We start from the raw sequence: 24,062 nt of genomic DNA, 5'->3' as shown, positions 1-24,062 counted from the left end.
CCTCCTGAAAGGGGGTCGAAGGGGTCAGCCGAGGTACGCACGGTGCAGCACCTCGGGATCGTCCTGAAGACGGGCGGCGGGCCCGCTGTAGCTGACGGCCCCGCCCGCGACGACGACGGCCTGTTCCGCGAGCCCCAGGGCCAGCTCGGTGAACTGTTCCACGAGCACCACGCCGACACCGGTCGCCGCGATTTTCGCCACGATCGGGAAGAGCCGGGTGAACACCACGGGCGCGAGGCCGAGGGACATCTCGTCGATGAGCAGGAAGGACGGCTTCGCGGCGAAGGCCCGCGCGAGCACCACCATCTGCTGCTCGCCACCGGAAAGGAGACCGCTCGGGGAATCGATCCGCTTCTCCAGCTCCGGGAAGCTCTCGAGCGCCTCCGCGAGGGCCTGCGGGGTGCGGGCCGTCAGCGAGAGGTTCTCCCGCACGGTGAGCGAAGGGAACACCGCCCGGCCTTGCTCGATGTGCACGATCCCCTGGCGCGCCCGCTGCACCCGGGAGAGCTTGTCGATCCGCTGGCCTCCGAGACTGATCGATCCGGCGGAGTTCGTGACCACCCCGGAGATGGATTCGATCAGGCTCGTCTTCCCGGCGCCGTTCGGACCCACCAGGGCCAGAACCTCGCCGGCTTTCACGGTGAAACTGACCCCGGAGATCACGGGGCCGGCGCCGCGGCTGACCGCGACGCCGTCGAGGGTGAGAGTGGTCATGCGATCATCTCCGTCGTGCCGAGATAAGCGGCGAGCACGGCGGGATCCGCCATGACCTCGGCCTGCCGGCCGGAGGCGATGACCTTGCCGAAGTCCAGCACCGTGAGCCAGGGGCAGACGGAACGGACCAGGTCCAGGTCGTGCTCGATGATGATGAGGGCCACGCCGAACCGTTCCGGGATGGCCTTGAGGCGTTGCGCCAGGGCCAGGTGCTCCTCGTGGGAGAGGCCGGCGGCGGGTTCGTCCAGGATCAGGACCCGCGGCCGGGCGAGCACCGCGGCCGCGACTTCGACGATACGCCGAGTGCCGACGTCGACGCCGGAGAGCCGCTCCGTGGCGGGCGGGCAGCCGAAGAACACCAGCGTCCCGTCGATCTCCTCCCGGCTGAGCCGCGTTCTGGCCACGAACCGCAGATACGCCTCGACCGTGAGCTCGGGCGGGACCCGGTCCTGCTGGTAGCTGCGCCGCAGGCCCCGCCGCGCGCGCTCGGTGGGCGTCAGGCCCGCCAGATCGGCGCCGTCCAGGAGCACGGTGCCGCCGTGCCGGGGCAGGAAGCCGCTGAGGGCGTCCACGAAAGTGGACTTGCCCGCGCCGTTCGGCCCGATCAGCCCCATGATGCCCTTCTCCGGCAGGCTGAAGGACACGCCGTCCAGCGCCTTGAGCTCGCCGAACCGCACGCTCAGGCCTTCCACCACGAGGACGGGCTCGCGGGCTTCCTGTCCGGCGTCGTCCTGGAGCACGGGGGCCGGCGCGGCGGGCGCCGCTTCCTCCTCAGGACCGGCGGCGGCGAGCTGCGGCACGGCATGCTCCGGAGCCGCCCGACGACGGCGCCGCAGGGCGCCGCGGATGGCGTCGCCGAGAGTGGAACCGCTGGTCAGCGCCTGGACGCCGAGCAGGCCGAAGATCACGAAACCCCAGTCCTGCGGGACGCCCCACCGTTTGAGCAGCTCCGGGACCGCCACCCACATGATGCCTCCGAAGATCGCCATGTCGATGAGGTGCGCTCCGGACATGACCGCCAGGATGTACAGGGCCAGGGACAGCAAGGGCGTGAAGCTCGAGGCGAAGGGCAGTTGCACCTGACCGGCCAGGAGCCCGCCCGAGATGCCGCCGAGGGCCGCGCTCACGGCGAACGCCGTCAGCTTCGCCGTGCGGACGCTCTGGCCCGCGGACGCCGTGCCGCGCTCGGAGAACGCCACCGACTTCCAGCTCGAACCGATCCGGCTGCGCTGCAGGAAGAAGACCCCGAGTGCGCAGAGGGTCAGCACGATCACGCTGAAGAAGAAGTACTTCCGGTCCGTGGCGAAGAGTTCGGGCCGCGCCACGGCCACGCCGTCCGCGGATCCCGGGAACTGCAGCTGCACCAGGGTGACGTCCGCTGCCGCGGCGAAGCCCAGGGTCACGACCGCGAGGTTCACACCGCGCAGACGCAGCGCCGGGAGCCCCACCAGGACGCCTGCGACACCCGCGGCGAGCCCTCCGGCCAGGAGCCAGACGATGAAGCCGCCGGGCGCGTTGATCAGGTTGAGACCCGCGACCGCCCACGCCCCGATCGCGGCGAAGGTCATCTGACACAGCGCGATCATGCCGGCCGAGCCGGTGACCACGCCCAGACCGAGGATCGCGATCGCCGCGGTGATCGCGGAGACGCCCAGGAACACGAAGTACCCGGACAGGGCGGTGCTGAGCACCGAGCCGAGGCCGATCGCCACGGCGGCGACCAGCACGGGCCAGCCCAGGCGGAACCAGGGCCGGGAGGAGAACGTTTCAACGCGCTGCATCCCACACCTCCTTGCGCTGCGTCCACAGCAGCAGAATCACGATGAGCAGGAACGGCAGGAAGTTGCGGATGAAGGCCACCCCGTCGATCTGGGCGACCAGGCCGGAGAGCATCCCCAGTACCAGGCCGCCCACCACCGCGAGGCTCAGCCGACGGAAACCGCCCAGGAGGGCGGCCGCCGCGGCCGGCACGATCAGCATCGCGAGGCTGGTCGCGTCGTTCGCCTGGGAGGGCGCCACCAGGATGATCGCGAAGGAGCTCACGACGCCGGTGACGAACCAGACCGCGATCGACAGGGGACGGGAGCGGATGCCCAGGAGCTCCGCCGTCGTCGGCCGTTCGCTCAGCGCCCGCAGCCGCGTCCCCACGCTGGTGTGCGTGAGCAGCCAGTGCACCGCGGCGGCGACGGCGACCGCCATGACGACCATGACCACGGCCACCCAGCTGATGGCGACCCCGCCGACCACGAGCGCCGGCCCGGGCACCAGGGGTGCGAAGGGCTGGGGCTTGTTGCCGAAGAGGATGAACGACAGGGAGACCAGGAGCAGGAGCGGGCCGACCGTCATGGCGGACCGGTTCGTGGTGCTCGCCTCGGAGAGCCAGGTGGCGGCGATCCAGCCGATCGCCGCGGCCAGCAGACCGCCGATCAGCACCCCGATCACCGACCCCAGCCACACCGGCAGTCCGCCACGGGTGACGAGCCACACCGCGCAGAATCCGCCGAACATCCCGGTGGCCGTCTGGGCGAAGTTCACCACTCGGACCAGCCGGGACATGAGGGTCAGACAGACCCCCAGCACTGCGTAGAGTCCTCCGGCGGCGAGGCCGGAGAGTGCGCCTTCAAGCATGCGGAGACCTCAGCTCTTCGGAAGGCGCAGCCAGTCGGTGGCCGCCTTCTCCCAGCGATGCGTGCCGGACTTGAGCACGATGGGCCAGCCGGCCGCGGGGACCTGCCCGAACTTGTACGGGTCGCCGATCATCGGGTTGGACATCGGGGCGGCGTCGCGGAGGGCCTTCGCCACCGACTCACGCGTGACGTCCCCCTTGATGGTCTTGATCGCCTCGATGAAGTGCTTCGCCGCGAGGAAGCCGCCCTGGCTGAAGGAGGTGAGCGGGATGTTGTTCTTCGTCATGAGATCGCGCCATTCCTTGGTGATGTCGCTCTGCTCCGTGAAGGGGTAGAACTCGGCGGGGACGTAGATCCCGGCCCCGGCGTTGTCCACGGCCTTGGCGAAGCTCTCGCTGTACGTGCTGGTCAGGAAGAGCCAGGTGACGTCGTTCCAGCCCTGGGCGTTCGCGGCCTTGACCTGGGCGATCGCGTCCGGCTCCACGCCGTTGATGGCGAGCGCCTTGCAGCCCTGCTGGCGTGCCTTGACGATGTACGGCGTGTAGTCCGCGGCGCCGTAGGGCACGGTGTCGTCGACGTACTTGGGCTTCTTCCCGGTGGCGGCGGTCCACTTGTCGATCGCGGCCTGGTAGCTGGGCCGTGTGGATCCCGCGATCTCGAGCAGGATGCAGATGTCGTTGAGTTTCTTGACCTCGGACCCGTAGGTGAGGGTGAGGGTCATGTCGTTGTAGGGGCCGACGTTGGCCGGGGAGATGCTCTTGTTGTTGAAGCAGCCCGTGTCGACGCCGATGCCGGGGACCGAGACGATGCCCTGCTGCTCGTAGTACTTGGCGTTGAGGTCGCATTCGAGCAGGCTGGCGGAGCCGACCATGGCGACCGCCTCGTCGGACCCGACGAGCTCCCGCGCCGCGGCGGTGGCGCCGGCCGGGTCGCCCTTGTCATCGAGCGCCTTGTAGTCGATCTTCTTCCCGTTCAGGCCGCCCGCGTCGTTGAAGGCGTCGAAGACGGCCTTCGCCGCCAACGAGGATTCGGGGAAGGTGGCCGCACCGGACTTGGTGTTGACGGAGCCGACGACGATCGAGCCGCCACCGCCTCCCCCGTCCGCGCCGGAACACCCCGAGAGGACGAGCGCCGCGGCGGCGAGGGCGGCAAGCGAGCCCAGTGCTGTTTTGTTCATGGTGTTCCTCCTGCTTGTCCGCCGCGCCATCGCGGCGGTCCGTGGGCTCTCGCCCGGGGTGGTGACGTCCGGGCCAAGGCCGGACGGTCGGGTGGGGGCGGCTCCGGGCCGCGACGACGGCTCAGACCGGCTGTTCATCGGGATAGGACACGGACCCCAGCGGATAGATGTGGCCCCCGGCCCGTGAGTGCTCGGACTCGCCCGCCCCGTTGAGCCCGAGGAAGATCCCCGTGGTCCGGAGCTGGTAGCCGAGGTCGTGCAGCCAGACGCTCGCCACCGCGATCCGGAACTCGCGGAAGCAGAAGAGGTACAGGCCGTCGTCGAACTTCCACACGGTGGAGAGGTCCATGTCCCCGTGGCCGCGCTGCACGCCTTGAAGGCACTGCCAGGCGTAGCGCCGGCTGGAGATGTAGACGTGTTCGTAGAGGTGTTCCGGGCTGTAGCGGTAGATGTTGCGCTTGCCGATCAGGTCGCGGCTCGGGCCGGGCGCCCCGCCCGTCGCCTCCCCGCCGCCGACGACGCCGGCCCAGAAGTCCTGCTGCACCTGCGGCGTGCCATCGACCGCCTCGGCCGCGATCCGCGAGCGCACAGCGGTGGCCCGGTGGGTTGAGGCCGAGTAGACGAGAGTGAGCGACTCCCGCTCCCGGCTTTCGAGCGGAAGATTGACGAAGAAGACGTCCTCCCGCACCGCGACCGCGTCGTAGGGGTCGGTGGCGCCGTTCTCCTGAATCCGGCCCTCGGCACGCCAGCTGACCTGGTGCTCCCCGAAGGACAGCAGCAGGTTCGTGCCGTCGTCGAGGGTGACGTCCAGGACGGTGCCGGTCAGGTTCGCGGACGGCAGCCGGTAGCTGTCGATGCCCGCGGCGAATTCGTCGTAGGTCCGCCAGTCGTCGGAGTCGGTGTCGGTCGTTGTGGTCACAGTGTCCCTCCCGGTCCTCGGCGGTCCGCGAGGTGCTCCCGCGCACGGCCATGGGTGTTATCCACGTCACTTCATGGTTGATCCGGGGGCGGGCCCCAACAAGAACAGGCCCCTCGTTCGGGCACCGAGAGTCAACCGGCGTACCGCGGAGGGCAAGTCGCACCCGGCTCCGTGGGCGCCGGGCGCTGGGGATGGCGACGCCGGGCGCCGGGCCGCGCTTTGGCTCCCACCCGCCGTCGTGCCAGCATGAGGGCATGCCCACGGACAGCACCTCACTGGAGAATCCCGCCCTGGCCGCCGAAGCGAAGGTGGCCCGCCTGGCGGTGACGGTGTTCCCGCTCCTGGTCCTCGCGGCCGGCGTCGCGGGGTTCGCGGCGCCCGCCGTCTTCAAGCCGCTGGCGCCGTCCGTGCCGTACCTGCTGGGCGTCATCATGTTCTGCATGGGCCTGACCCTCACGCCCCCGGATTTCGCCTCCGTGGCCCGGCGCCCGTGGGCGGTGCTGCTCGGGATCGTGGCGCACTACGTGATCATGCCGGGTGCGGGGTGGGCCATCGCCATGCTCCTGCACCTGCCGCCCGAGCTGGCCGTCGGCGTCATCCTCGTGGGCTGCGCGCCGTCCGGCACCGCGTCGAACGTCATGGCGTTCCTGGCGAAGGGCGACGTCGCGCTGTCCGTGGCGGTCGCCTCGGTCTCGACCCTGATCGCACCCCTCGTCACCCCGGCCCTGACGCTCCTGCTGGCAGGGTCCTTCCTCCACATCGACGCCGGCGGCATGGTTCTCGACATCCTCAAGACGGTGCTGCTTCCGGTGGTCGCAGGTCTGCTCGCGCGGCTCTTCCTCAAGAACGCCGTGGCCCGGATCCTGCCCGCCCTGCCGTGGGCGTCGGCCGTGGTGATCTCGCTGATCGTCGCCGTGGTGGTGGCAGGCAGCGCGTCCCAGCTCCTGGCGGCGGGCGGCATCGTCTTCCTGGCCGTGGTGCTGCACAACGGCTTCGGCCTGGGACTGGGGTATCTGGCCGGGAAGATCGGCCGCCTGGACAGCCGCGCCCGGCGCGCCCTGGCGTTCGAGGTGGGCATGCAGAACTCGGGGCTGGCGGCCACCCTGGCCAATGCGCATTTCAGTCCGCTGGCAGCCCTGCCCTCGGCCGTGTTCTCGGTGTGGCACAACATCTCCGGCGCGATCGTGGCGGCCTGGCTGGCGCGGAAACCGCTCAAGGACTGACCGCGCCCTGCCGCGCCCCGCCCACGCCCCGGAACCCGCAACAGACCCTCCCCCTCGAACGGCGGGGAACGATAGCACCTTTCATCAGCAATGCTTGAAACATTGAGCGGCGAGCATCAGGTCTCCTGTTGCTCAAACCGCTTCCACGCGGCCCTTCCTTGAGGATCCTTAACCGCCGTGGCGAAGCTCTCAGGCCTCCGGGCGCCCGGTGTTAGCTTGATCACCAACATGGTCGCAGGGAACGCTGAACCCCTACCCTGAAACCGCAACCCTTGCAGAATCCGGTCCTGACCGGCGGCTTCCCCGCGCCCGTTTCACCGCTGCACCACCCCCTGGAGGATCCATGAGCGCTGTCCCGCTCCACGAATCCGGCGTGAAGGAATCGACGCCCGAACCACCTCAGCAAGGGCTCCGGCGGTCCATGGACACCCGGCACCTGGTGATGATCGGACTCGGCGGAGTGATCGGCTCCGGCCTCTTCGTCAGCTCCGGTTACACGATCTCCCAGGCGGGCCCCCTCGGCGCGGTGCTCGCCTACCTGATCGGCGCCGTCGTCGTGTATCTCGTGATGGCCTGTCTGAGTGAGCTGGCCATCGCGTACCCGGTCTCCGGCGCCTTCCACATCTACGCCGCCCGCACCATGGGCCCCGCCACCGGCTTCACCACCGCCTGGCTGTACTGGCTGACCTGGGCCGTGGCCATCGGCTCCGAGTTCACGGCGGCCGGCGTCATGATGCAGCGCTGGTTCCCGGACGTGCCGGTCTGGATCTTCTGCCTGATCTTCGCCGCCGTGCTGTTCACCATGAACGCCATCTCCTCCCGCGTCTTCGGCGAGAGCGAGTTCTGGTTCGCCATGATCAAGGTCGCCGCCGTCGTCGGCCTGATCATTCTGGGCGGCGCCGCGCTGATCGGCTTCCACCCGGCCGCGCAGGGCCACTACCCGCACCTCTTCGAGAACTTCAACACCCCGGGCGGCCTGTTCCCCAACGGCTTCACCGGTGTGATGGTCACCGTGCTCGCGGTGCTCTTCGCGTTCTCCGGCTCCGAGCTGATCGGCGTCGCCGCTGGTGAGACCGCCGACCCCGTCCGCAGCGTGCCCCGCGCCATGCGCACCACGGTGCTCCGTCTGGTCATCTTCTTCATCGGCGCGATCACCGTCATCGCGGCCACCATCCCGTACGACAAGGCCGGCCTCGACGAGAGCCCCTTCGTCACGGTGTTCTCCGAACTCGGCATCCCATACGCCGCGGACATCATGAACTTCGTGGTCATCACCGCACTGCTCTCCGCCGGCAACAGCGGCCTGTACTCCTGTGCCCGCATGCTGTTCTCCCTGGCGGACGAGGGCCACGCCCCCAAGGCCTTCGCGAAGCTCACCAAGCGGGGCATCCCGATGATCGCGCTCCTGGTCAGCCTCGTGGGCGGTCTGGCGTCCCTGGTCAGCAGCATCGTCGCCCCGACCACGGTGTACCTGGTGCTCATCTCGATCGCCGCGTTCGCCACGGTGGCCGTGTGGATGTCCATCGCGGCGTCGCACTTCTTCCACCGCCGGGCGTTCGTCCGCAACGGCGGCGACGTGCGCACCCTGCCGTACCGGGCGCCGTTCTTCCCGCTCGTGCCGATCCTGGCGTTCACGGCCTGCTTCGCCTCGATGGTCGGCATCGCCTTCGACCCCACCCAGGTCGCGGCCCTCTACATCGGCGTCCCGTTCACGGTGGCCTGCTACGTGTTCTTCCACTTCCGCTACGGCAAGGGCCGCAAGAAACGCGACGGCGAGCGGGCAGCCACCGAGGCCGCGACGGACAGCGAGCCGGAGCAGGTCCCCGCGGCCGTCTGACGCACACCGCCCCGACGCCTTAAGCGCCGAGTTCGGGGGTTCCTTCCGAAACCGTGGTCTGCACACCACGAAACCGGAACGAACCCCCGAACTCGGCGTTTAACGAGCAGGCAGGCGCAGTCTCAGCGGCCCTTACGGCCCGACGACGGCGGCTTGCCGCGCCCGCGACCTGACCCCTTGCCCCCACCCGGCTTCCCCGGGCCCGGCTTCCCGCCGGATCGCCCCTTCTGGGCGCCGCCCTTGCCCCTGGACGCCCCGTGAGCTCCCGCCACGGCGCTGCGGGTCTTCCGGGCCTTGGCCGCCTGTGCCTGTTGCTCCTGGTTCACCGAGGGCTGCCGGCCGGAATCCGCACGTCGACCGCGGACGATCCCCACGAACTCCTGGATCTCGTCCGAATCCGCGTCCTGCCGCCACACCAGGACGATCTCGCTCGGGGCGGTGTCGTGCAGCGGCCGGGCCACGACGTCCGGATTGTTCAGGTGCCGTACCTCGGGCAGCGGCAGGACCAGGAGCCCGGCGCCGCTGGCCACGACCTCCAGCGCCATCTCCAGCCCGCCCAGCGCCTGCAGACCTTCGCGGGAGTTGTCGAGGAGCGTCTCGCCCTCCAAGTCCTCCAGGGCGAGCTCCTCGAAGGCCGCGATCTCGTGGCCCTTGGCGGCCACCACGGCCTGCTGCTCCTCGTAGAGCGGGATCGCGAAACGCCCGTCACGCAGCGTGGCGGCGGTCCCGGCGGGGACGCGGACGAACGCGAGCTCTGCCTCGCCGGCGTCCAGCAACGCCAGGGTGGCGTCGGCGTCGTCGTCCACCAGGCGGCGCTCCAGCGCGATCTCCGGCATCCGCTCTTCCCAGCGGCGGATCCACTTCCCCGGGGTGACACCGGGGACGTACAGGAAGGTCAGGGAATCCACATCAGTCCTGGTGCAGGCGGATGAGGTTGCCGCAGGAGTCGTCCACGTCCACGTAGGTCCCGGACGGGTCCACGACGGGCTCGCCGACCACGCGCAGTCCGGCGGCCGCGAGACGCTCGGCCTCGGCGGCGACGTCGTCGACCCCGAACACGATCGCCGGCATCCCGGCTTCGTAGACGCGGGAGCGGTAGTCCTCGCCGATGGGGTTGTCGCTCGGTTCGAGCAGCAGGCCCGGGCCGCCCGGGATGGAGGCGTCCTGGACGATGAAGAGATTAGCCTCAGGGATCGCCATCAGGGTGTCGAAACCGAACTTCTCGGTGTAGACGGCGTGGGCCGCGGCGGGGTCGGTCACATGGATACTGCACATCTTCACTCGCATGGGATCAAGGGTACGCGGACCGGCTGCCGGTGGGACCCTGTACCGTCTGAACATCACGTGCCGACACCTCCGGAAGGAACCCCATGACCGCCACCCGGCCCCTGTCCACCCCGGCCATTCACGGCGCCGCCGCGCCCGGATTCGAGCGCACCCGGCAAGCGTTCGTGGAGGGCTTCGAGGGCCGTCCGGACATGGGCGCGGCCCTGTCCGTCTACCGCGGCGGCGAGAAAGTGGTGGATCTCTGGGGCGGGGTGAAGGACGCCCGCACGGCGGAGCCCTGGGCGGAGGGCACCGCCGCGGTCATCTTCTCCTGCACCAAGGGGCTGGCGTCCGTGCTCGTGGCCCGGCTGGCGGAGCAGGGTCTGGTCGATTACGACGCGCCTCTCGCCACCTACTGGCCGGAGTTCGGAGCGCGTGGCAAGGACCGGCTCACGGTGCGGGAGGCGCTCGGGCACCGCGGTGGTCTCGCCGCGGTGCGGGTGCCACTCACGCGGGAGCAGGTGCTGGACTGGGAGTTCATGACGGCCCTGCTGGCGGACCAGGAACCCCTCTGGGAGCCCGGCGCCGGATACGCCTACCACTCGATCACGCACGGCTGGCTGAGCGGCGAGCTGATCCGCCGCGTGACGGGCAAGACCGCGGGCGAGTACTTCGCCGAGGTCTTCGGTCCGGTGCATCCTGAGGGCTGGCTCGGCCTGCCGACCGCGGAGGAGCACCGGGTGGCCCACATCAGCCTGTCGGAGGGTTACCTGCGGGGCGTTCAGGACCGCCTGTCCCTGCCCAATCCCTTCGCCGCCCACGGTCCGGAGCTGGGCGGCGCCCTGCCGGCGACCCTTGTGGGTGAGGACACCGGCGCCAACGACCCCCTCTTCCACCGCAACGAATTCCCGGCCGCGGGTGGCATCACCACGGCTCGCGCCCTGGCCGCTTTCTGGTCGGCAACGGTGCACGACGACGGCGCGCGCCTCCTCGGTGACGCCGCCCTGGCCGACGCGCTCACAGTCGTGAGCGAGGGGCCGCTGGAGCTCGACATCCCCGGCCCCGGAGAGGACCGGTTCGCCGCGGGCTTCCAGCTGCCGGGCGTCGACCAGGACCTCCTCGGTCCGGCCGGCTTCGGCCACTACGGCGCGGGTGGGCAGCTGGGCTTCGCCGAACCCGAGCAGGGCATCGGCTTCGGCTACCTCAGCAATTGGATGGAGCCCGACGCCGGCCGCGCCACCGCCGTCGTCCGCGCCCTGCGGGAGGACCTCGCGGCGCTCTGAGCGCCGGCCCGCGACACACACGGCGCCCGCGTTAAACGCCGACGCCGCACCGGGGAGTCAGCTCCGGTGCGGCGTCAGGTGCCTGTTGCGAGGCGTGCCCCGGCCCTGGGCACGGGCCGGGACGTTTTACACGGATCCCCGGCGCCGTGCGGCGCCGGGGATCCTCAGGTGCAGGGGATCAGGCCTGGCTCAGGGCCGACTCGGCCTGGCGCAGCTCCTGATTCGCGGCGATGATGCGGTCGGCGGTCTTCTGACCCATGCGGACCGCGCCGTCGACGTGCTGGTAGCCCTCGGCGGCGAGGTCGGAGGAGGACCAGTAGATCGGGCCCACGGCGTCGTGCTGGGACTTGCCGTAGCGGCTCAGACCACCCAGGTCGTAGCTCGCGGCGTAGGCGCCACGGGTCCACTCCTCGGAGCCCCAGTCGGAGAGGTAGAACACGGACGGATTCTTGGCCTCTTCGCCGAGGTACACCGCGATGGAGTCCAGGATGGCGGCCTTCCGCTCTTCCTCGCTCAGTTCGAACATGGCGTCGGCCTTCTCGTCGGAGACGAAGCCCACCAGGGTGCCACGGGGATCCTCGTGGTTGGTGTTGTCGTAGACCTCCTGGACGATGGCATCCGCGCCGAAGCAGGTGCCGGAGAGGCCCTTCTCACGCCAGAACGGGGTCTCGTACACGGCGTGGACCTTGATGACCAGGCCCAGGGACTGATGCTGGTGCATCTGGTGCTGGCGACGGGGCAGCGGCGGGTTGAAGGACACGCGGCTGTAGAGGTTCGGCGGCACGGCCATGATGACGAAGCGGGCGTTGACCACGGCGCGGTCGGACTCGGCCACGACCTTGTAGCCGCCGTTGCCGTCCTCGGTGTAGTTGATGGTGCGGACCGGGGAATCCAGGACGACGTCGTCGCCCAGTTCCGCGGCCTGGAGCAGGGAGACCTGCTGCATGCCGCCCACCACGCGCTTGTCCAGGATGAAGTCCTCATCCGTGAGGTTGGAGAAGGAACCGGCGGAGGCGGCCATGAGGATCGCCTGGAGCGCGGAGAAGGCGTGTGCCGGCTTGGTCAGCATGCCGCCGGCGATGAACAGGCCGATGTTGTTGCAGGCCTCTTCGTTGCTGGAGTTCTGGCGCAGCCAGTGGTGGAAGGAGATGGTGTCGAGTTCACGGGACTTCGCGTGGGCCCAGGGCTCCTCGGCGCCGATCTCGGCGGCGAGCTCGTCCATGATGGCGGTGAGGCGGTCCATCTCAGCCGCGGTCTCCTCGCTCACCGGGAAGCTGGCGCCGGTGTAGCGGCTGAGCTTGCCGTCGGCGCCCAGGTAGATGGACTCGCCCTCGCGGTAGCGGGAGTACATCTCAAGGCCGAGCTCGTCGAGGAGTTCCATGAGCGCGGTCTGGTCCGGGGAGACCCACTGGCCGCCGATTTCGAGCATGGCGCCGTCGATGGTGTCGGTCCAGGTGCGCCCACCCACACGGTCGCGCGCTTCCAGGACGGCCACGCTCAGGCCGGCCTTCTTGAGTCGACGGGCTGCGGTCAGGCCGGACGGGCCGGCGCCGACGATCACGACGTCGCGATCAAGAGTGAGCATTTTTCCTCCAAGTGGATGGGTCAGTGGTGCCGTGACCATCGTCACTAAATGAACACCATTCATTTAGAATGACTATAACCCATGTGACCCGTCCCGCAAAAGACCCCCGGCCACAGATGTTCGTCCCGCTAGAGTGGTGCAAGCCCCAGACTTGAAGAACGAGGATCCCCATGAGCACCCCCAGCACCGAGGACCAGGCCCCCCGTCGGCGCGTGGGCCGGCCCATCAAGGCCGTCCTGACCCATGAGTCGATCGTCCAGGCCGCCCTGGAACTGGTGACGGTCAAGGGGTACGAGGGCCTCACGATGTCCGCCATGGCGAAGAAGCTGGGGGTTTCCCCCTCCGCGCTCTACAACCACGTCACGAACAAGCAGGAGATCCTCATCCTGGTGGAGGACCACCTCGCCGCACAGGTGGATGTGAGCGCCTTCGAGAGCGAGCCGTGGGAGGACGCCGTCCGGCACTGGGCCTGGAGCTACCGCGAGGTCTTCGCGCAGCACACTCCGCTCATCCCGATCATCGCGGTCCTGCCCGTGACCGACGCTCCGCGCACCCTGGCCATGTATGAGGCGGTGAGCGCGGGATTCCGCCAGGCGGGCTTCCCGGAGGCGCGGATCGTCCCGGCCATCGTCGCCCTGGAGTCTTTCATCTTCGGCTCGGCCTACGACGCGACCGCGCCCGCGGACATCTTCAGCACCGGCTCCGAGGGCGAGCGGACCCCGCACTTCACCTCGGCCGTGGCCAGCTTCGAGGAGGCCGAAGGCGGAAGCAATCCGGACCGGGCCTTCACGATGGGCCTGGATGCGCTGATCGGCGGCTTCCGGGCGCTGCTCCCCGCGACGTCGCCCGCCTAGGCGGCCACCGCGCCGTCCAGGTGGAAGAGCGAGGTGAAGCGCTCGAGGAGGCGCGCGTCGCCGTCGAGCACGTGAAGGGCGCCGGAGTGCTGCGCCTCGTCCGGGGACAGCGTCCCGGCGATCAGCTCGCGCAGCTGCGGTCCCGCGGCGAATTCGACGGCGTCCGACTCGTCTGACGCCTCCGGCGCCCCCGCCCCGCCGACGACGTCGAGCCGCCCGTCCGCCGCCCGCGCCACGAGCGTGACGTCCCCCAGGTGGAGGGTGAACACCGTCGCGGGGATGCGCGCGGAAGCTTCGGCGTCGAACGCGGTCCGCAACGCCATGGTGAGGGAGTCCGCGGTGACTTCATCGCCTTCACGCGGCTCCCCCATGGCCTTGAACCCCCAGCGTCCGAGCGCCAGCACCACGTCCTCGAGCTCCCGGCCGTAGGGGGTGAGCTCGTAGACCAGCCCGCAGCGGGGCACGGGAACACGCCGCACGAGTCCCGCGGCCTGGAGCTCCTTGAGCCGGTCGCTGAGGATGTTCGTGGGGATGCGGCTCAGGCCGTTCTTGAGATCGGAGTAGCGGCGCGGGCCCACCAGAAGATCCCGGACGATGAGCAGCGCCCACCGTTCCCCCACGAGTTCCAGGGCCCGCACCACACCGCAGTACTGGCCGTAATTCCGCGCGGCCATGCGTTCCTCCTTGTCGTCAGTTCCTTCAGCCGGCCGCCTGCTCGGCCACGTGCTCGCCCGGGCCGTTCTCCACGGCCTGCGGCTCCATGTAGACGAACTCGAGGATGTTGCCGTCCGGGTCTTCGATGGAGCGCGAGTACATGAAGCCGAGATCCTGGGGGTCGCGGTGCTCCTTGCCGCCGTTGGCCAGGCCCGCCTCGGCGGTGCTGTCCACGTGGTCGCGGGAGTCGCGGCTGATCGCATTGAGGACCTGGACCTGGGTGGCGGGGTCCACCAGCTCACGCGTGGTGAAGGTGGAGAAGAACTCGCGCCGCAGGATCATGAAGAAGACATTCTCGTCCAGCACCACACAGGCCGCGTTCTCATCGGTGAAAAGCGGGTTGATGGTGAAGCCGAGGGAGGTGTAGAAGGTCTTGGCCCGATCCAGGTCGCTGGTGGGCAGGTTCACGAAAATCATGGTGCTCACGTCGATACTCCGATGCTGTGATGGCACTTGCTTTTTGCAAGTAACTCAATCGTGACGCGCGGCACACCGGGTGTCAACGGGTGGCGCGGGACTTTTCAGCGGCGGCCGAACCACAGACGACGGCGACGTGCCGAACGGCGCCGACGGAGCTCCTCCTCTCTCCGCTCCCTCTCTTCACGCTCCCTGGCCCGGGCCTCTTCCAGCCGCGCCGCTTTCCGCTCAGCCCACGCCTCGACGGTCGCCTCGACGTCGCGCGGCATGGTGATGAGCGGAGGACCCGACGGCAACTGGTACCGGGCGCGGATCACGCGCTCGTTGAACTCCTCCACCTCACGCCTGACCTCAGTCCGGCTGAACATGCGGTCGAGTTCACCGTCCAGCGCGGCGTCATCCTTCCGCAGCTGAATGGACGGCGGCAGGGGCGGTCTGAACCCCTCCCGCCGCAGGAGATTCTTCAGCCACCAATCCGGGTCGTCGTACAGGGAGAGGTCAAGGGGCTTGCCCATGCCGGGCAGGTTGTCGAAGTCTCCACGTTCAGTCGCCTGACGGATTCTGGCGTCAGCCATGAGAGCGATCACGACTTCCGGATCGAAGACGAAAGCATGAGGGTTGTAGAACGATGAGGGAGTGTCACGGTCGGCCATGATTCCTCCTGACGCAGGCAGCCAATCTTTACCAGTCACCTGTATTATGTCACTTGTATTGAAACGAAGGGATCCACATGCCGAAACTGGTTGATCGTCGTGAGCGCCGGGAGGCGATCGCCCATGCGCTGTGGCGGGTCGTCGACCGCGACGGCTGGTCGAAGGCCACGATGCGAGAGGTGGCGCAGGAAGCCGGGGTTTCCCTCGGGCAGCTGCAGCACTACTTCTCGTCCCGCACCGCGATGCTGACTTTCGCCATGGAATTCGACGCGAAGGCGACCTCAGACCGGATCGCCGGGAGCCTGCCCACGCTGGGCGGGCAGCCCCATCCACGGCAGGTGCTCCGGCTGGTCCTCGCCGAGATGCTTCCGTTGCACCCCGAGGCGCGCGCATCCAGTCGCCTCAACGCCGCCTACGTTCTGGAGGCGCTGCACGATGAGACCCTCAGAAACCAAGCCGGCGTTGGACTGCGTGAGGGCCGCTCGATGGTCCGCGAACTGCTGCGGCAGGCCATCGCGGACGGACGGATCGACGAAGACCGCGATCTGGAGATCGAGACCGATCTGATCCTGTCACTGACCGGATTCACCCCGCTCCTCGAGCTGGGCGTGATCCAACCCGCGGCGGCACTGAACGCCATCGACGCCCATCTGGACCGGCTCTTCACGGGTTGATTCTGAACCCTGTGGACCGGTCGCCGGACGTCTCCACCTCGCGCCGGACACCTTCCGGACAACAAAAAACTCCCGGTTCACTGAACCGGGAGTTTCCCTTTGTGCGCGAGGGGGGATTTGAACCCCCACGCCCTTTCGGACACTGGCACCTGAAGCCAGCGCGTCTGCCGTTCCGCCACTCGCGCGCACTTCGCTTTCCCCGTGACCGGTGAAAGCAACGGGAACAATCATAACCATGAGGGAGCCGGAATGTGAAATCGGGTTCCGCCCCTTCCCCTCGGCGGGCGGACCACACCCTCCGTGCCCCCTGTTCCGCCGCCCCACCACTGGCATCCGGCCCCTCCCCCTCAGGGCGGAGACCCGGTGGGAAGTTGCTGGGAGTTCTGCCGTTTCGAGGCGTTTAAGGCGCTCCGGGGTAGGGGCTGAAGGAGCCTGGACAGTAGTATCGGATTCAATGGCCGGCACTTCGCCGTCGGCCGTCCCTGGGTGATGTCCCTCAGGAACCGAGAGGAAAGGAGTACGTCATGGGCTTGCTCGACCGTGTTGAACGCGGCCTGGAAAAGGCCGTCCGTGGCGTCTTCAGCGGTGGCTCCAAGGCTCAGCTGCAGCCGGTGGAGATCGCCAGCCTCCTGCGCCGCGAAATGGACAACAAGGTGCTGACCGTCTCCACGAGCCGGAGCATCGCCCCCAACAGCTTCGAAGTCCTCCTGGGCGAGACCGACTACGCCCGCGCCGAGGACTGGGGCACGGCCCTCGCCGAGGAGCTGTGCGACGTCGTCATCGCCCACGCCAAGAGCCAGGGGTACACGCTCCCCGGGCCGGTGCGCGTGGCCTTCGTCCGCGAACCCACGCTCAAACCCGGCGACGTGACCGTCCAGTCCCGCGCGGACAAGTCCCAGGGCTCGGCGCCGTCGCCGTCCCGCGGGCACGTGCCGCCGTCGGCTCCCGAGCGCGCGCCCACCCAGGTCCAGCCGGTCCTGGACCTGAACGATCAGCGCTACTCGCTGAATGCGGCCAGCATCATCCTCGGACGCGCCTCCGACGCCGACATCCCCGTCGATGACACCGGCGTCTCCCGTCGGCACCTCGAGATCCGCACCCAGGGCAATGCCAGCTGGGCCGTGGACCTGGGGTCCACCAATGGCAGCTACATCAACGGCCAGCGGCTGAACGGCAGCATGGAGCTGACGGACGGCTCGGTCATCACCATGGGACGCACCCGCATGATCTTCCGGCTCATTCCCGTCAACTCATTCCCGTCGACCCGGGGAGGAACGCATGAATGAACTCAGCGATCTGACCGTCACGGCCCTCCGCTTCGGCTTCCTCCTGCTGATCTGGGTCCTGATCTTCAGCATCGTCTCGGCCATGCGCCGGGACCTCATGATCGGCGGCACGGCCAAGACCGGCGCCCTCACCGCACGCCAGCTCCGCAAACACCCCGAACTCGCTCAGGCCCAGGCTCCCGTGGCCCGCCAGCAGGCCCGCCACCTCGTGGTCACCGAGGGCCCCCTCGCGGGAACCCACCTGGACCTGGCGTCCAGCCCCATCCTTCTGGGCCGCGCCCAGGAAGCCACGCTGGTCCTCGAGGACGACTACGCCTCGGGACGTCACGCACGCCTCTTCCCGCAGGGCAGCCGCTGGTTCATCGAGGACCTCGGCTCCACGAACGGCACCTATCTCGGCGATCAGCAGCTCACCCGAGCGCTTCCCGTTGAGCTGGGCGTCCCCGTCCGGATCGGCAAGACGGTCATCGAATTGAGGCCGTGACCTTGGCATCCGAGGAGAAGAACGCAGAGCTGGGCCCTGAGGGGACCCGGCCGCATCTGGTCATGCGCTATGCCGCACGGTCCGATGTGGGGCTCGTGCGCGCCAAGAACGACGACTCCGCGTACGCCGGGCGCCACCTGGCCGTGGTGGCCGACGGCATGGGCGGCCACGCGGGCGGCAACGTCGCCTCCGCCTCCACCGTCCTCGATCTGATCCACCTCGACCATGACGACTACGACGGCGACGCCGGCACGGTCCTGGCCGACGAGATCCAGACCGCGAACTCGATCCTCTCCCAGCTCGTCCACGTCGATCCGCTCCTTGCCGGCATGGGCACCACCGTCACCGCGCTGCTCCTGGCCGACGGCAAGCTCAACTACGCCCACATCGGCGACTCCCGCGCCTACCGTCTCCGCGACGGCGCGTTCGAGCAGGTCAGCGTCGACCACACCTTCGTGCAGCGCCTGGTCGACGAAGGCCGCCTGCGCCCCGAGGAAGCCGAGACCCACCCGCACAAGAACGTGCTCATGCGCGTCCTGGGCGATGTGGATGCCAGCCCCGAACTCGATCTCAACGAACTCGAGGCCCGCGAAGGCGACCGCTGGCTCCTCTGCTCCGACGGCCTGAACTTCGTCCCGCACCACATGGTGGAGGCGGTGGTCCGCGGGACCGCGTCCGTGTCCCGCGCCGCCGATCAGCTCATCGAACTCACGCTCGCCGCCGGTTCCCCGGACAACGTCACCGTGATCGTGTTGGACATCATCGCCGACGACGCCGCGGCCTCCTCCGCGGCAGCCACCACCACGGCCGTCGGCGCCGAAGACGGTGGCAGCATCGCTGCCGAGGCCGATCTCACGGATCCGTCCCGCGCCGCGGAGCCGAAGTCCGGGAATCCCGGCCCCGTTCCCGCCCTTCAGGAGGGCGTCAACACGGTCCTCCTCACCCCGGCGCCGGCCGAGGACACCCGGACCGACCCCAATCTCGGCGCGCACCTCACGGCGGAGGTCCTCCGCCTGGAACTCGAGGCCCGGCCGCACGAACTCGTCGGAGCCGCGGCGCTGGCCCTCGAGACCGGCAAGATCCCCAACATCGCCGGACGCGCCGTCGCACGGCGCGCGGCGACCGTCCTCACGCACCGGCAGGAGAGCGCGGACGCGGTGGCTGACGAGGAAGCGGCCGCGCCCGTGGGGAGGCCGCGCCGTCGCTGGTTCCGCTGGGTCGTCACTCTCGTGGTGCTCGCCGTCGTCAGTGTGGGCCTCTGGTTCGGGTACGCCTGGACCCAGACCCGCTACTACGTGGGCGAGGTGGACGGCCGCGTGGCCATCTACAACGGCGTCTCACAGCAACTGGGACCCATCAAGCTCTCTACCGTGCACTCGGTGACCGAGATCCAGGTGAGCAGCCTGCCGTCGTTCTCCCAGCAGCGGGTGAAGGAGACCATTCCGGCGCGCGACCTTCCGGACGCCGAACTGGTGGTCCGCAACCTCAGCCTCGGCCACGACTTCGACGAGCGTCAGTGCCCCACGGGATCCCCGTCGCCGTCCGCCATCCCGAGCGCCAAGAGCTCCGCTAGCCCGGCCAAGGCCACCCCGAAGCCCAGCTCTTCGGCCACCGCGAAACCGTCCGCTGCGGCATCGCCGTCGGCCACGCCGTCCACGCCCGCCGCCTGTGGAGGTGCCCGATGAGTTCAGCAGTCGCCACCCAGCCGGTCGTGAAGCCTCGCCGCAACATCGAGCTGGTGCTCCTGGTCCTCGCCCTCCTGGTCGGGATCGGCGCCAGCGTGATGGTCGGCATCAACAACCCGGATTCCTTCAACAAGGACTTCTGGTTCCAGTCGATCCTCCTGGTCGTTGCATCCCTCGCGGTGCATATGACCCTGCGCTTCCGCGCAAAGTATGCCGATCCGTTCATTCTTCCGATCGTCGTCGCCCTGAACGGCCTCGGCCTGGCCATGATCCACCGCCTCGACGGCCCCAAGAGCGACGTCGGCAACACGCAGTTGCGCTGGACCCTCATCGCGGTCGTGTGCACGATCGTCCTGATCTGGTTCCTCAAGGACCACCGCCGGCTGCGGCGCTTCACCTACATCTCGCTGGCCGCGAGTGCCGTGCTGCTGGTGCTCCCCCTGGTGCCCGGTCTGTCGGCCGGTGAGATCAACGGCGCCAATCTGTGGATCAAGCTCGGCCCGTTCACGTTCCAGCCCGGCGAGATCGCAAAGATCACCCTGGCCATCTTCTTCGCCGGGTACCTCTCGGTGAACCGCGACCTGATCCTGCTGGCCGGCCGCAAGGTGGGCAAGCTCCAGTTCCCTCGCTTCCGGGACATGGGCCCCATGCTCGCGGCGTGGGCCGTCAGCATCGGCATCCTGGTGCTCCAGCGGGACATGGGCACGTCCTTCATGTTCTTCAGCCTGTTCATGGTGATGATCTACGTGGCCACGGGCCGCGTCAGCTGGGTCATCATCGGCGTGGTCCTCATCGCGGTGGCCGGCGTCGTGGCGGCACAGCTGTTCTCGCATGTGAAGTACCGCATGGAGAGCTGGTCCAACGCCTTCGACCCTGAGATCTACAACCGCGATCTCGGCGGCAGCTACCAGATCGTCCAGGGCCTCTTCGGGATGGCCGACGGCGGCGTGTTCGGCACCGGCCTCGGCCAGGGACAGCCCAACCGGGTCCCCTTCTCCAACAGCGACATGATCATCGCCTCGTTCGGCGAGGAGCTCGGCCTGATCGGCCTGTCCGCCATGATCCTGCTGTACCTCCTGCTCATCACCCGCGGCTTCCGCGCGGCACTCGGGACACGGGACTCCTTCGGCAAGCTGCTCGGCGTCGGGCTCTCCTTCGTCATGGCCGTCCAGTGCTTCGTGGTCATCGGCGGCGTCACGCGCCTCATCCCGCTGACCGGCCTGACCACCCCGTTCCTCGCCGCCGGCGGGTCCTCCCTGCTGGCCAACTGGATCGTCGCCGGAGTTCTGCTCATGATCTCCAATGTGGCCCGCGGCCCGGTCGACACCAGCCCGCTGCGTGACGGTGAGGCTCCCGTGTCGGGTCCCTCGGCGACCGCCGAGGCCCCGTCCCGGCCCACCACCCCCGCCCTGGGCACCGCGCAGAGCGGCACACCGAGCACCGCACCGAGCGGTCAGGAGGTGCACCCGTGAATCAGTCCATCCGCAACGCCTGGATCGCCACCGTGGCGCTCTTCGCCCTGCTCTTCGGGGCCGTCAGCTACATCCAGGTGGTCGGCGCTCAGGACCTGAGCACCAACGCCCTGAATGACCGTGCTCTTCAGCGGAACCTCTGCAGCGACCGAGGGACCATCCTGGCCGGCGGCCAGCCGATCGCGGAGTCGGTGCCCGGCACCGAGTCCTGCAAGTCGAAGCGGAGCTACCCGGGCGGGGCCCTCTACGCGGGCATCACCGGGTACTTCTCGACCAATGGCAGCGCCGGATCCACCGGCCTGGAGCGCGAACTCAACGGCGCTCTCACGGGTGACTCGGACCAGCAGTTCCTGGAGCGCGTGCGTCAGCTGTTCCTCGGCAAGCAGCCGCAGGGCGCCAACGTCGAGACGACGATCGACCCCAAGATCCAGAAGCTCGCCTACGATCTCCTTCCGGATGACATCGAAGGCTATGCCGTGGTCCAGAACCCCAAGACCGGCGCGATCCTGGCCATGGTCTCGAAGCCGTCCTACGACCCCAACACGGTGGCCACCCTGGACAGCGACGCCGCGCTGGCCGCCAAGGCCAAGCTGGACGCCACCAAGGGCATCAACCTCTACCAGAACGTCTCCGGTCCGACGGGTGCGCTCATGGCTCCCGGGTCCGTCTTCAAGCTGATCGACACGGCGGCTGCCCTCGAATCCGGCAAGTACAACAAGGATTCGGTCCTGCCGAACCCCGCGGAGCTCACGTTCCCCGGCCTGCAGTACACCCTGCCGAACTACCGCGGCGGCCAGTGCTACGCCAAGGACAAGGCCGGATTCGACTTCGCCCTGGCGAACTCCTGCAACACCCCGTTCGCCAGCATCGCGCTGGACCTGGGTGAGAAGAAGATCGCGGAGACCGCGAAGAACTTCGGCATCGGCCAGGACCTCGGCGACCGTCTGGACCTGCAGTATGCCCAGAGCCGTTTCCCCACGGACCTGGACAAGCCCCAGCTGGCTCAATCTGCCATCGGCCAGTACAACGTCCAGGTGACCCCGCTGCAGATCTCCATGCTCACCAGTGCCATCGCAAACGGCGGTGTGCAGATGAAGCCGCAGCTCGTGAAGGCGCTCCGCGCTCCCGATCTGCGCGTGCTCGCCGAGTACAAGCCGGAGCCGCTGCGGACCGCCACGAGTCCCGAGGTCGCCCGTCAGATCACCGAGTGGATGGTGGGTGTGGTGGACAACGGTCTGGCCGCGCCGGCAGCCATTCCCGGTGTGAAGGTCGCCGCGAAGACCGGCACCGCCGAGCTCACGGCCGATGACTACAACAACTCCTGGTTCACCGGCTTTGCCCCGGCGGACAATCCCCAGGTGGTCGTGACCCTCGCCTTCCACGGCGTGAACTCGGCCACCGGAGCGCAACTGACCAGTCCTAACGCGAAGAAACTCTTTGAGGCGGTGTTGAACAAGTGAGGCCAACGTCTGGAATCACTCTCGGCGGGAGGTACCGCCTGACCACGCGCATTGCCATCGGTGGCATGGGCGAGGTCTGGAGTGCGCAGGACCAGGTCCTGGGGCGCACCGTCGCCATCAAGATCCTCAAAGAGGAGTACACGGGCGATCCCGGCTTCCTCGAGCGCTTCCGCAACGAGGCCCGCCACACGGCACTGCTGAACCACGAGGGCATCGCGAACGTCTTCGACTACGGCGAAGAGGGCGGCTCCGCCTACCTCGTCATGGAACTGGTGCCCGGCGAGCCGCTGTCGACCATCATCGAACGCGAGCACGTCCTCAGCCCCGACCTGACGCTGAACATCATCGCCCAGACCGCGCGGGCCCTCGCCGTCGCGCATGAAAAGGGCCTGGTGCACCGTGACGTGAAGCCGGGCAACCTGCTCATCACGCCGGACCGGCACGTCAAGATCACGGACTTCGGCATCGCCCGCCTCGCCGACCAGGTGCCGCTGACCCAGACCGGACAGGTCATGGGCACCGCCCAGTACCTGGCGCCGGAGCAGGCCACCGGTCAGACGGCCACGGGTTCCAGCGACATCTACTCGCTCGGCATCATCGGGTACGAGTGCCTCACGGGGCACCGTCCGTTCTCCGGCGAGTCGCAGATCGCGATCGCCCTCGCCCAGGTCAACGACGCTCCGCCGCCGCTGCCCGACTCGCTGGCCAAGCCCATCCGGGCCCTGCTGATGTCCATGCTGGCCAAGGATCCGGCCAACCGTCCGGCCGACGCCCTCAAGCTCGCCGAGGCCGCCGAGGCCATCCGCCGCGGCGATATCGACGCCGCCCACCGCGCAGTCCCTGGCATGCTCCTCTTCGAGTCGACCACAGGCCCCATCACGGCTCCCGTGGACGTTCAGCAGACGGCCGCCACCACGGTCGTCCCCCCGGTCGGCGCGACGACGGCGACCTCCGCCCTGCCGGTCGTGCCGCCGGAGCAGCTGACGGCTGAGCGGAGCTGGCTGACGGACGACGAAGAGGACTACGAAGAGCCCACTCCGGAGCGCGAGGAGAAGAAGCGCAGCGCCTGGATCTGGCCGCTGATCATCCTCGCCGTCCTCGCCGCCCTGATCTTCCTGGGCGTGTGGCTGAGCTCGGCGGGCTTCTTCAGCCCCAAGTCGGGCACGACCAGCGCCCCGGTCTCCACCGCGCCCAAGACGGTCGCCACCACGCCCAGCCAGACGCCGTCGGAGACGCCCAGCAGCCCCACGCCGAGCGAGACACCGTCGACCCCGGACACCGTCAACATCATCCCGGACGCGTACAACGGCCGGGACATCAACACGGTCCGCAATGAGCTCATCGCCCTCGGCCTCCGGGTGGACGCCAAGGGCGTGGTGGGCAAGGAGGCCTCGGGCACCGTCACGGACGTCAACCCGTCCGGTCCGGTCGCCAAGGGCTCCACGATCACGGTCACGTACTCCACCGGCCCGGAGATGGTCGCGGTCCCGAATCTGAACGGTTCGGTCACCGAGGCCCAGGTCCGCCAGGCGCTCACCGGCGCCGGTCTGGTCCCGCAGGCGGCCTCCGGCTCGGCCCCGTCCGGCACGGTGAGCTTCAATCCGCCGTCGGGCACCGAGGTGGCCAAGGGCAGCACGGTGACGTACACGATCACCGCCCCTGAGCCGCCCGCCACCCCGACCCCGAAGCCCACGAGCTCGGCCACTCCCTGAGTCCCGGCCGCCCTGAGCGG

The 24,062-nt window shown here is 68.9% G+C and carries 22 protein-coding genes and 1 tRNA gene; 11 read left to right on the top strand and 12 right to left on the bottom strand.

Annotated elements, in window-relative coordinates; genetic code table 11:
* Positions 1-24: 24 nt before the first annotated feature.
* From AB6732_RS13750 to AB6732_RS13730, 5 genes are all read right to left on the bottom strand, one after another.
* Positions 25-714 carry an ABC transporter ATP-binding protein gene (locus AB6732_RS13750; RefSeq protein WP_370960478.1) on the bottom strand — a complete coding sequence of 230 codons (690 nt, stop codon included), beginning with the start codon at positions 712-714 and terminating at the stop codon, positions 25-27.
* The gene (locus tag AB6732_RS13745; RefSeq protein WP_370960477.1) at positions 711-2,495 is read right to left on the bottom strand and encodes an ATP-binding cassette domain-containing protein; all 1,785 of its coding nucleotides are present in this window, start codon (positions 2,493-2,495) and stop codon (positions 711-713) included. Before AB6732_RS13745 ends, AB6732_RS13750 begins: the two co-directional genes overlap by 4 nt.
* Positions 2,482-3,342 (bottom strand): branched-chain amino acid ABC transporter permease, encoded by an 861-nt coding sequence (locus AB6732_RS13740; protein WP_370960476.1) that lies wholly within the window; start codon positions 3,340-3,342, stop codon positions 2,482-2,484. Before AB6732_RS13740 ends, AB6732_RS13745 begins: the two co-directional genes overlap by 14 nt.
* A gap of 9 nt (positions 3,343-3,351) precedes the next feature.
* Positions 3,352-4,518, bottom strand: coding sequence for an ABC transporter substrate-binding protein (locus tag AB6732_RS13735; protein ID WP_370960475.1), 1,167 nt, complete (start codon positions 4,516-4,518; stop codon positions 3,352-3,354).
* A gap of 121 nt (positions 4,519-4,639) precedes the next feature.
* Complete coding sequence (locus AB6732_RS13730; RefSeq protein WP_370960474.1) at positions 4,640-5,437, bottom strand: MoaF C-terminal domain-containing protein; 798 nt, start codon at positions 5,435-5,437, stop codon at positions 4,640-4,642.
* Between the two features lie 254 nt (positions 5,438-5,691).
* Here AB6732_RS13730 and AB6732_RS13725 point away from each other — a divergent pair, with 254 nt between their 5' ends.
* Both AB6732_RS13725 and AB6732_RS13720 read left to right on the top strand, forming a co-directional pair.
* Positions 5,692-6,660, top strand: coding sequence for a bile acid:sodium symporter family protein (locus AB6732_RS13725; RefSeq protein WP_370960473.1), 969 nt, complete (start codon positions 5,692-5,694; stop codon positions 6,658-6,660).
* 343 nt (positions 6,661-7,003) lie between these two features.
* Positions 7,004-8,497, top strand: coding sequence for an amino acid permease (locus AB6732_RS13720; RefSeq protein ID WP_370960472.1), 1,494 nt, complete (start codon positions 7,004-7,006; stop codon positions 8,495-8,497).
* A gap of 122 nt (positions 8,498-8,619) precedes the next feature.
* On the opposite strand, the gene AB6732_RS13715 is transcribed toward AB6732_RS13720, so the two are convergent.
* Both AB6732_RS13715 and AB6732_RS13710 read right to left on the bottom strand, forming a co-directional pair.
* Positions 8,620-9,405 carry a LysR family transcriptional regulator substrate-binding protein gene (locus AB6732_RS13715; protein ID WP_370960471.1) on the bottom strand — a complete coding sequence of 262 codons (786 nt, stop codon included), beginning with the start codon at positions 9,403-9,405 and terminating at the stop codon, positions 8,620-8,622.
* A 1-nt stretch (position 9,406) separates the two neighbouring features.
* Positions 9,407-9,784: a VOC family protein gene (locus AB6732_RS13710; RefSeq protein ID WP_370960470.1), complete on the bottom strand. Its 378-nt coding sequence runs from the start codon at positions 9,782-9,784 to the stop codon at positions 9,407-9,409.
* Positions 9,785-9,867: 83 nt separating this feature from the next.
* On the opposite strand from AB6732_RS13710, the gene AB6732_RS13705 reads away from it, so the two are divergent.
* On the top strand, positions 9,868-11,046 hold the full coding sequence (locus AB6732_RS13705; protein WP_370960469.1) for a serine hydrolase domain-containing protein: 1,179 nt from the start codon (positions 9,868-9,870) through the stop codon (positions 11,044-11,046).
* Positions 11,047-11,224: 178 nt separating this feature from the next.
* Here AB6732_RS13705 and AB6732_RS13700 read toward each other — a convergent pair whose 3' ends face one another.
* Positions 11,225-12,631: a flavin monoamine oxidase family protein gene (locus AB6732_RS13700; protein WP_370960468.1), complete on the bottom strand. Its 1,407-nt coding sequence runs from the start codon at positions 12,629-12,631 to the stop codon at positions 11,225-11,227.
* 170 nt (positions 12,632-12,801) lie between these two features.
* Between AB6732_RS13700 and AB6732_RS13695 the strand changes: the two genes are divergently transcribed.
* Positions 12,802-13,485 carry a TetR/AcrR family transcriptional regulator gene (locus AB6732_RS13695; RefSeq protein ID WP_370960467.1) on the top strand — a complete coding sequence of 228 codons (684 nt, stop codon included), beginning with the start codon at positions 12,802-12,804 and terminating at the stop codon, positions 13,483-13,485.
* Here AB6732_RS13695 and AB6732_RS13690 read toward each other — a convergent pair.
* The 3 genes from AB6732_RS13690 to AB6732_RS13680 form a co-directional block, all read right to left on the bottom strand.
* Positions 13,482-14,159 carry a winged helix-turn-helix transcriptional regulator gene (locus AB6732_RS13690; RefSeq protein ID WP_370960466.1) on the bottom strand — a complete coding sequence of 226 codons (678 nt, stop codon included), beginning with the start codon at positions 14,157-14,159 and terminating at the stop codon, positions 13,482-13,484. The two genes, AB6732_RS13695 and AB6732_RS13690, sit on opposite strands and share 4 nt — an antisense overlap.
* A gap of 25 nt (positions 14,160-14,184) precedes the next feature.
* Positions 14,185-14,616: a VOC family protein gene (locus tag AB6732_RS13685; RefSeq protein ID WP_278269183.1), complete on the bottom strand. Its 432-nt coding sequence runs from the start codon at positions 14,614-14,616 to the stop codon at positions 14,185-14,187.
* Between the two features lie 104 nt (positions 14,617-14,720).
* A complete protein-coding gene (locus AB6732_RS13680) occupies positions 14,721-15,269 on the bottom strand; it encodes a DUF1992 domain-containing protein (protein WP_370960465.1) in 549 nt (182 codons plus the stop codon).
* 77 nt (positions 15,270-15,346) lie between these two features.
* Here AB6732_RS13680 and AB6732_RS13675 point away from each other — a divergent pair, with 77 nt between their 5' ends.
* Positions 15,347-15,943, top strand: coding sequence for a TetR/AcrR family transcriptional regulator (locus AB6732_RS13675; protein WP_370960464.1), 597 nt, complete (start codon positions 15,347-15,349; stop codon positions 15,941-15,943).
* A 102-nt stretch (positions 15,944-16,045) separates the two neighbouring features.
* On the opposite strand, the gene AB6732_RS13670 is transcribed toward AB6732_RS13675, so the two are convergent.
* Positions 16,046-16,128: transfer RNA gene (locus AB6732_RS13670), tRNA-Leu, on the bottom strand.
* A gap of 339 nt (positions 16,129-16,467) precedes the next feature.
* On the opposite strand from AB6732_RS13670, the gene AB6732_RS13665 reads away from it, so the two are divergent.
* From AB6732_RS13665 to AB6732_RS13640, 6 genes are read left to right on the top strand one after another with little or no spacing between them, the layout of a single operon-like run.
* Positions 16,468-17,229: an FhaA domain-containing protein gene (locus AB6732_RS13665; RefSeq protein ID WP_370960463.1), complete on the top strand. Its 762-nt coding sequence runs from the start codon at positions 16,468-16,470 to the stop codon at positions 17,227-17,229.
* Positions 17,222-17,713 (top strand): FHA domain-containing protein, encoded by a 492-nt coding sequence (locus tag AB6732_RS13660; RefSeq protein WP_278267734.1) that lies wholly within the window; start codon positions 17,222-17,224, stop codon positions 17,711-17,713. The genes AB6732_RS13665 and AB6732_RS13660 overlap by 8 nt, the downstream gene beginning before the upstream one ends.
* A gap of 2 nt (positions 17,714-17,715) precedes the next feature.
* Positions 17,716-19,398: a protein phosphatase 2C domain-containing protein gene (locus AB6732_RS13655; protein ID WP_370960588.1), complete on the top strand. Its 1,683-nt coding sequence runs from the start codon at positions 17,716-17,718 to the stop codon at positions 19,396-19,398.
* Entirely contained in the window at positions 19,395-20,870 is a 1,476-nt protein-coding gene (locus AB6732_RS13650) for an FtsW/RodA/SpoVE family cell cycle protein (protein WP_370960462.1), read from the top strand. Before AB6732_RS13655 ends, AB6732_RS13650 begins: the two co-directional genes overlap by 4 nt.
* Positions 20,867-22,330 carry a peptidoglycan D,D-transpeptidase FtsI family protein gene (locus tag AB6732_RS13645; protein ID WP_370960461.1) on the top strand — a complete coding sequence of 488 codons (1,464 nt, stop codon included), beginning with the start codon at positions 20,867-20,869 and terminating at the stop codon, positions 22,328-22,330. The genes AB6732_RS13650 and AB6732_RS13645 overlap by 4 nt, the downstream gene beginning before the upstream one ends.
* Positions 22,327-24,042, top strand: coding sequence for a protein kinase (locus tag AB6732_RS13640; protein WP_370960460.1), 1,716 nt, complete (start codon positions 22,327-22,329; stop codon positions 24,040-24,042). Before AB6732_RS13645 ends, AB6732_RS13640 begins: the two co-directional genes overlap by 4 nt.
* Positions 24,043-24,062 lie beyond the last annotated feature (20 nt).

This window comes from Arthrobacter sp. RCC_34 (assembly GCF_041360795.1).
In the GTDB taxonomy this organism is placed as follows: Bacteria; Actinomycetota; Actinomycetes; order Actinomycetales; family Micrococcaceae; genus Arthrobacter_E.
The sequence above is the reverse complement of the archived record's forward strand: the minus strand, read 5'-3'. Positions and strand labels throughout refer to the sequence as shown.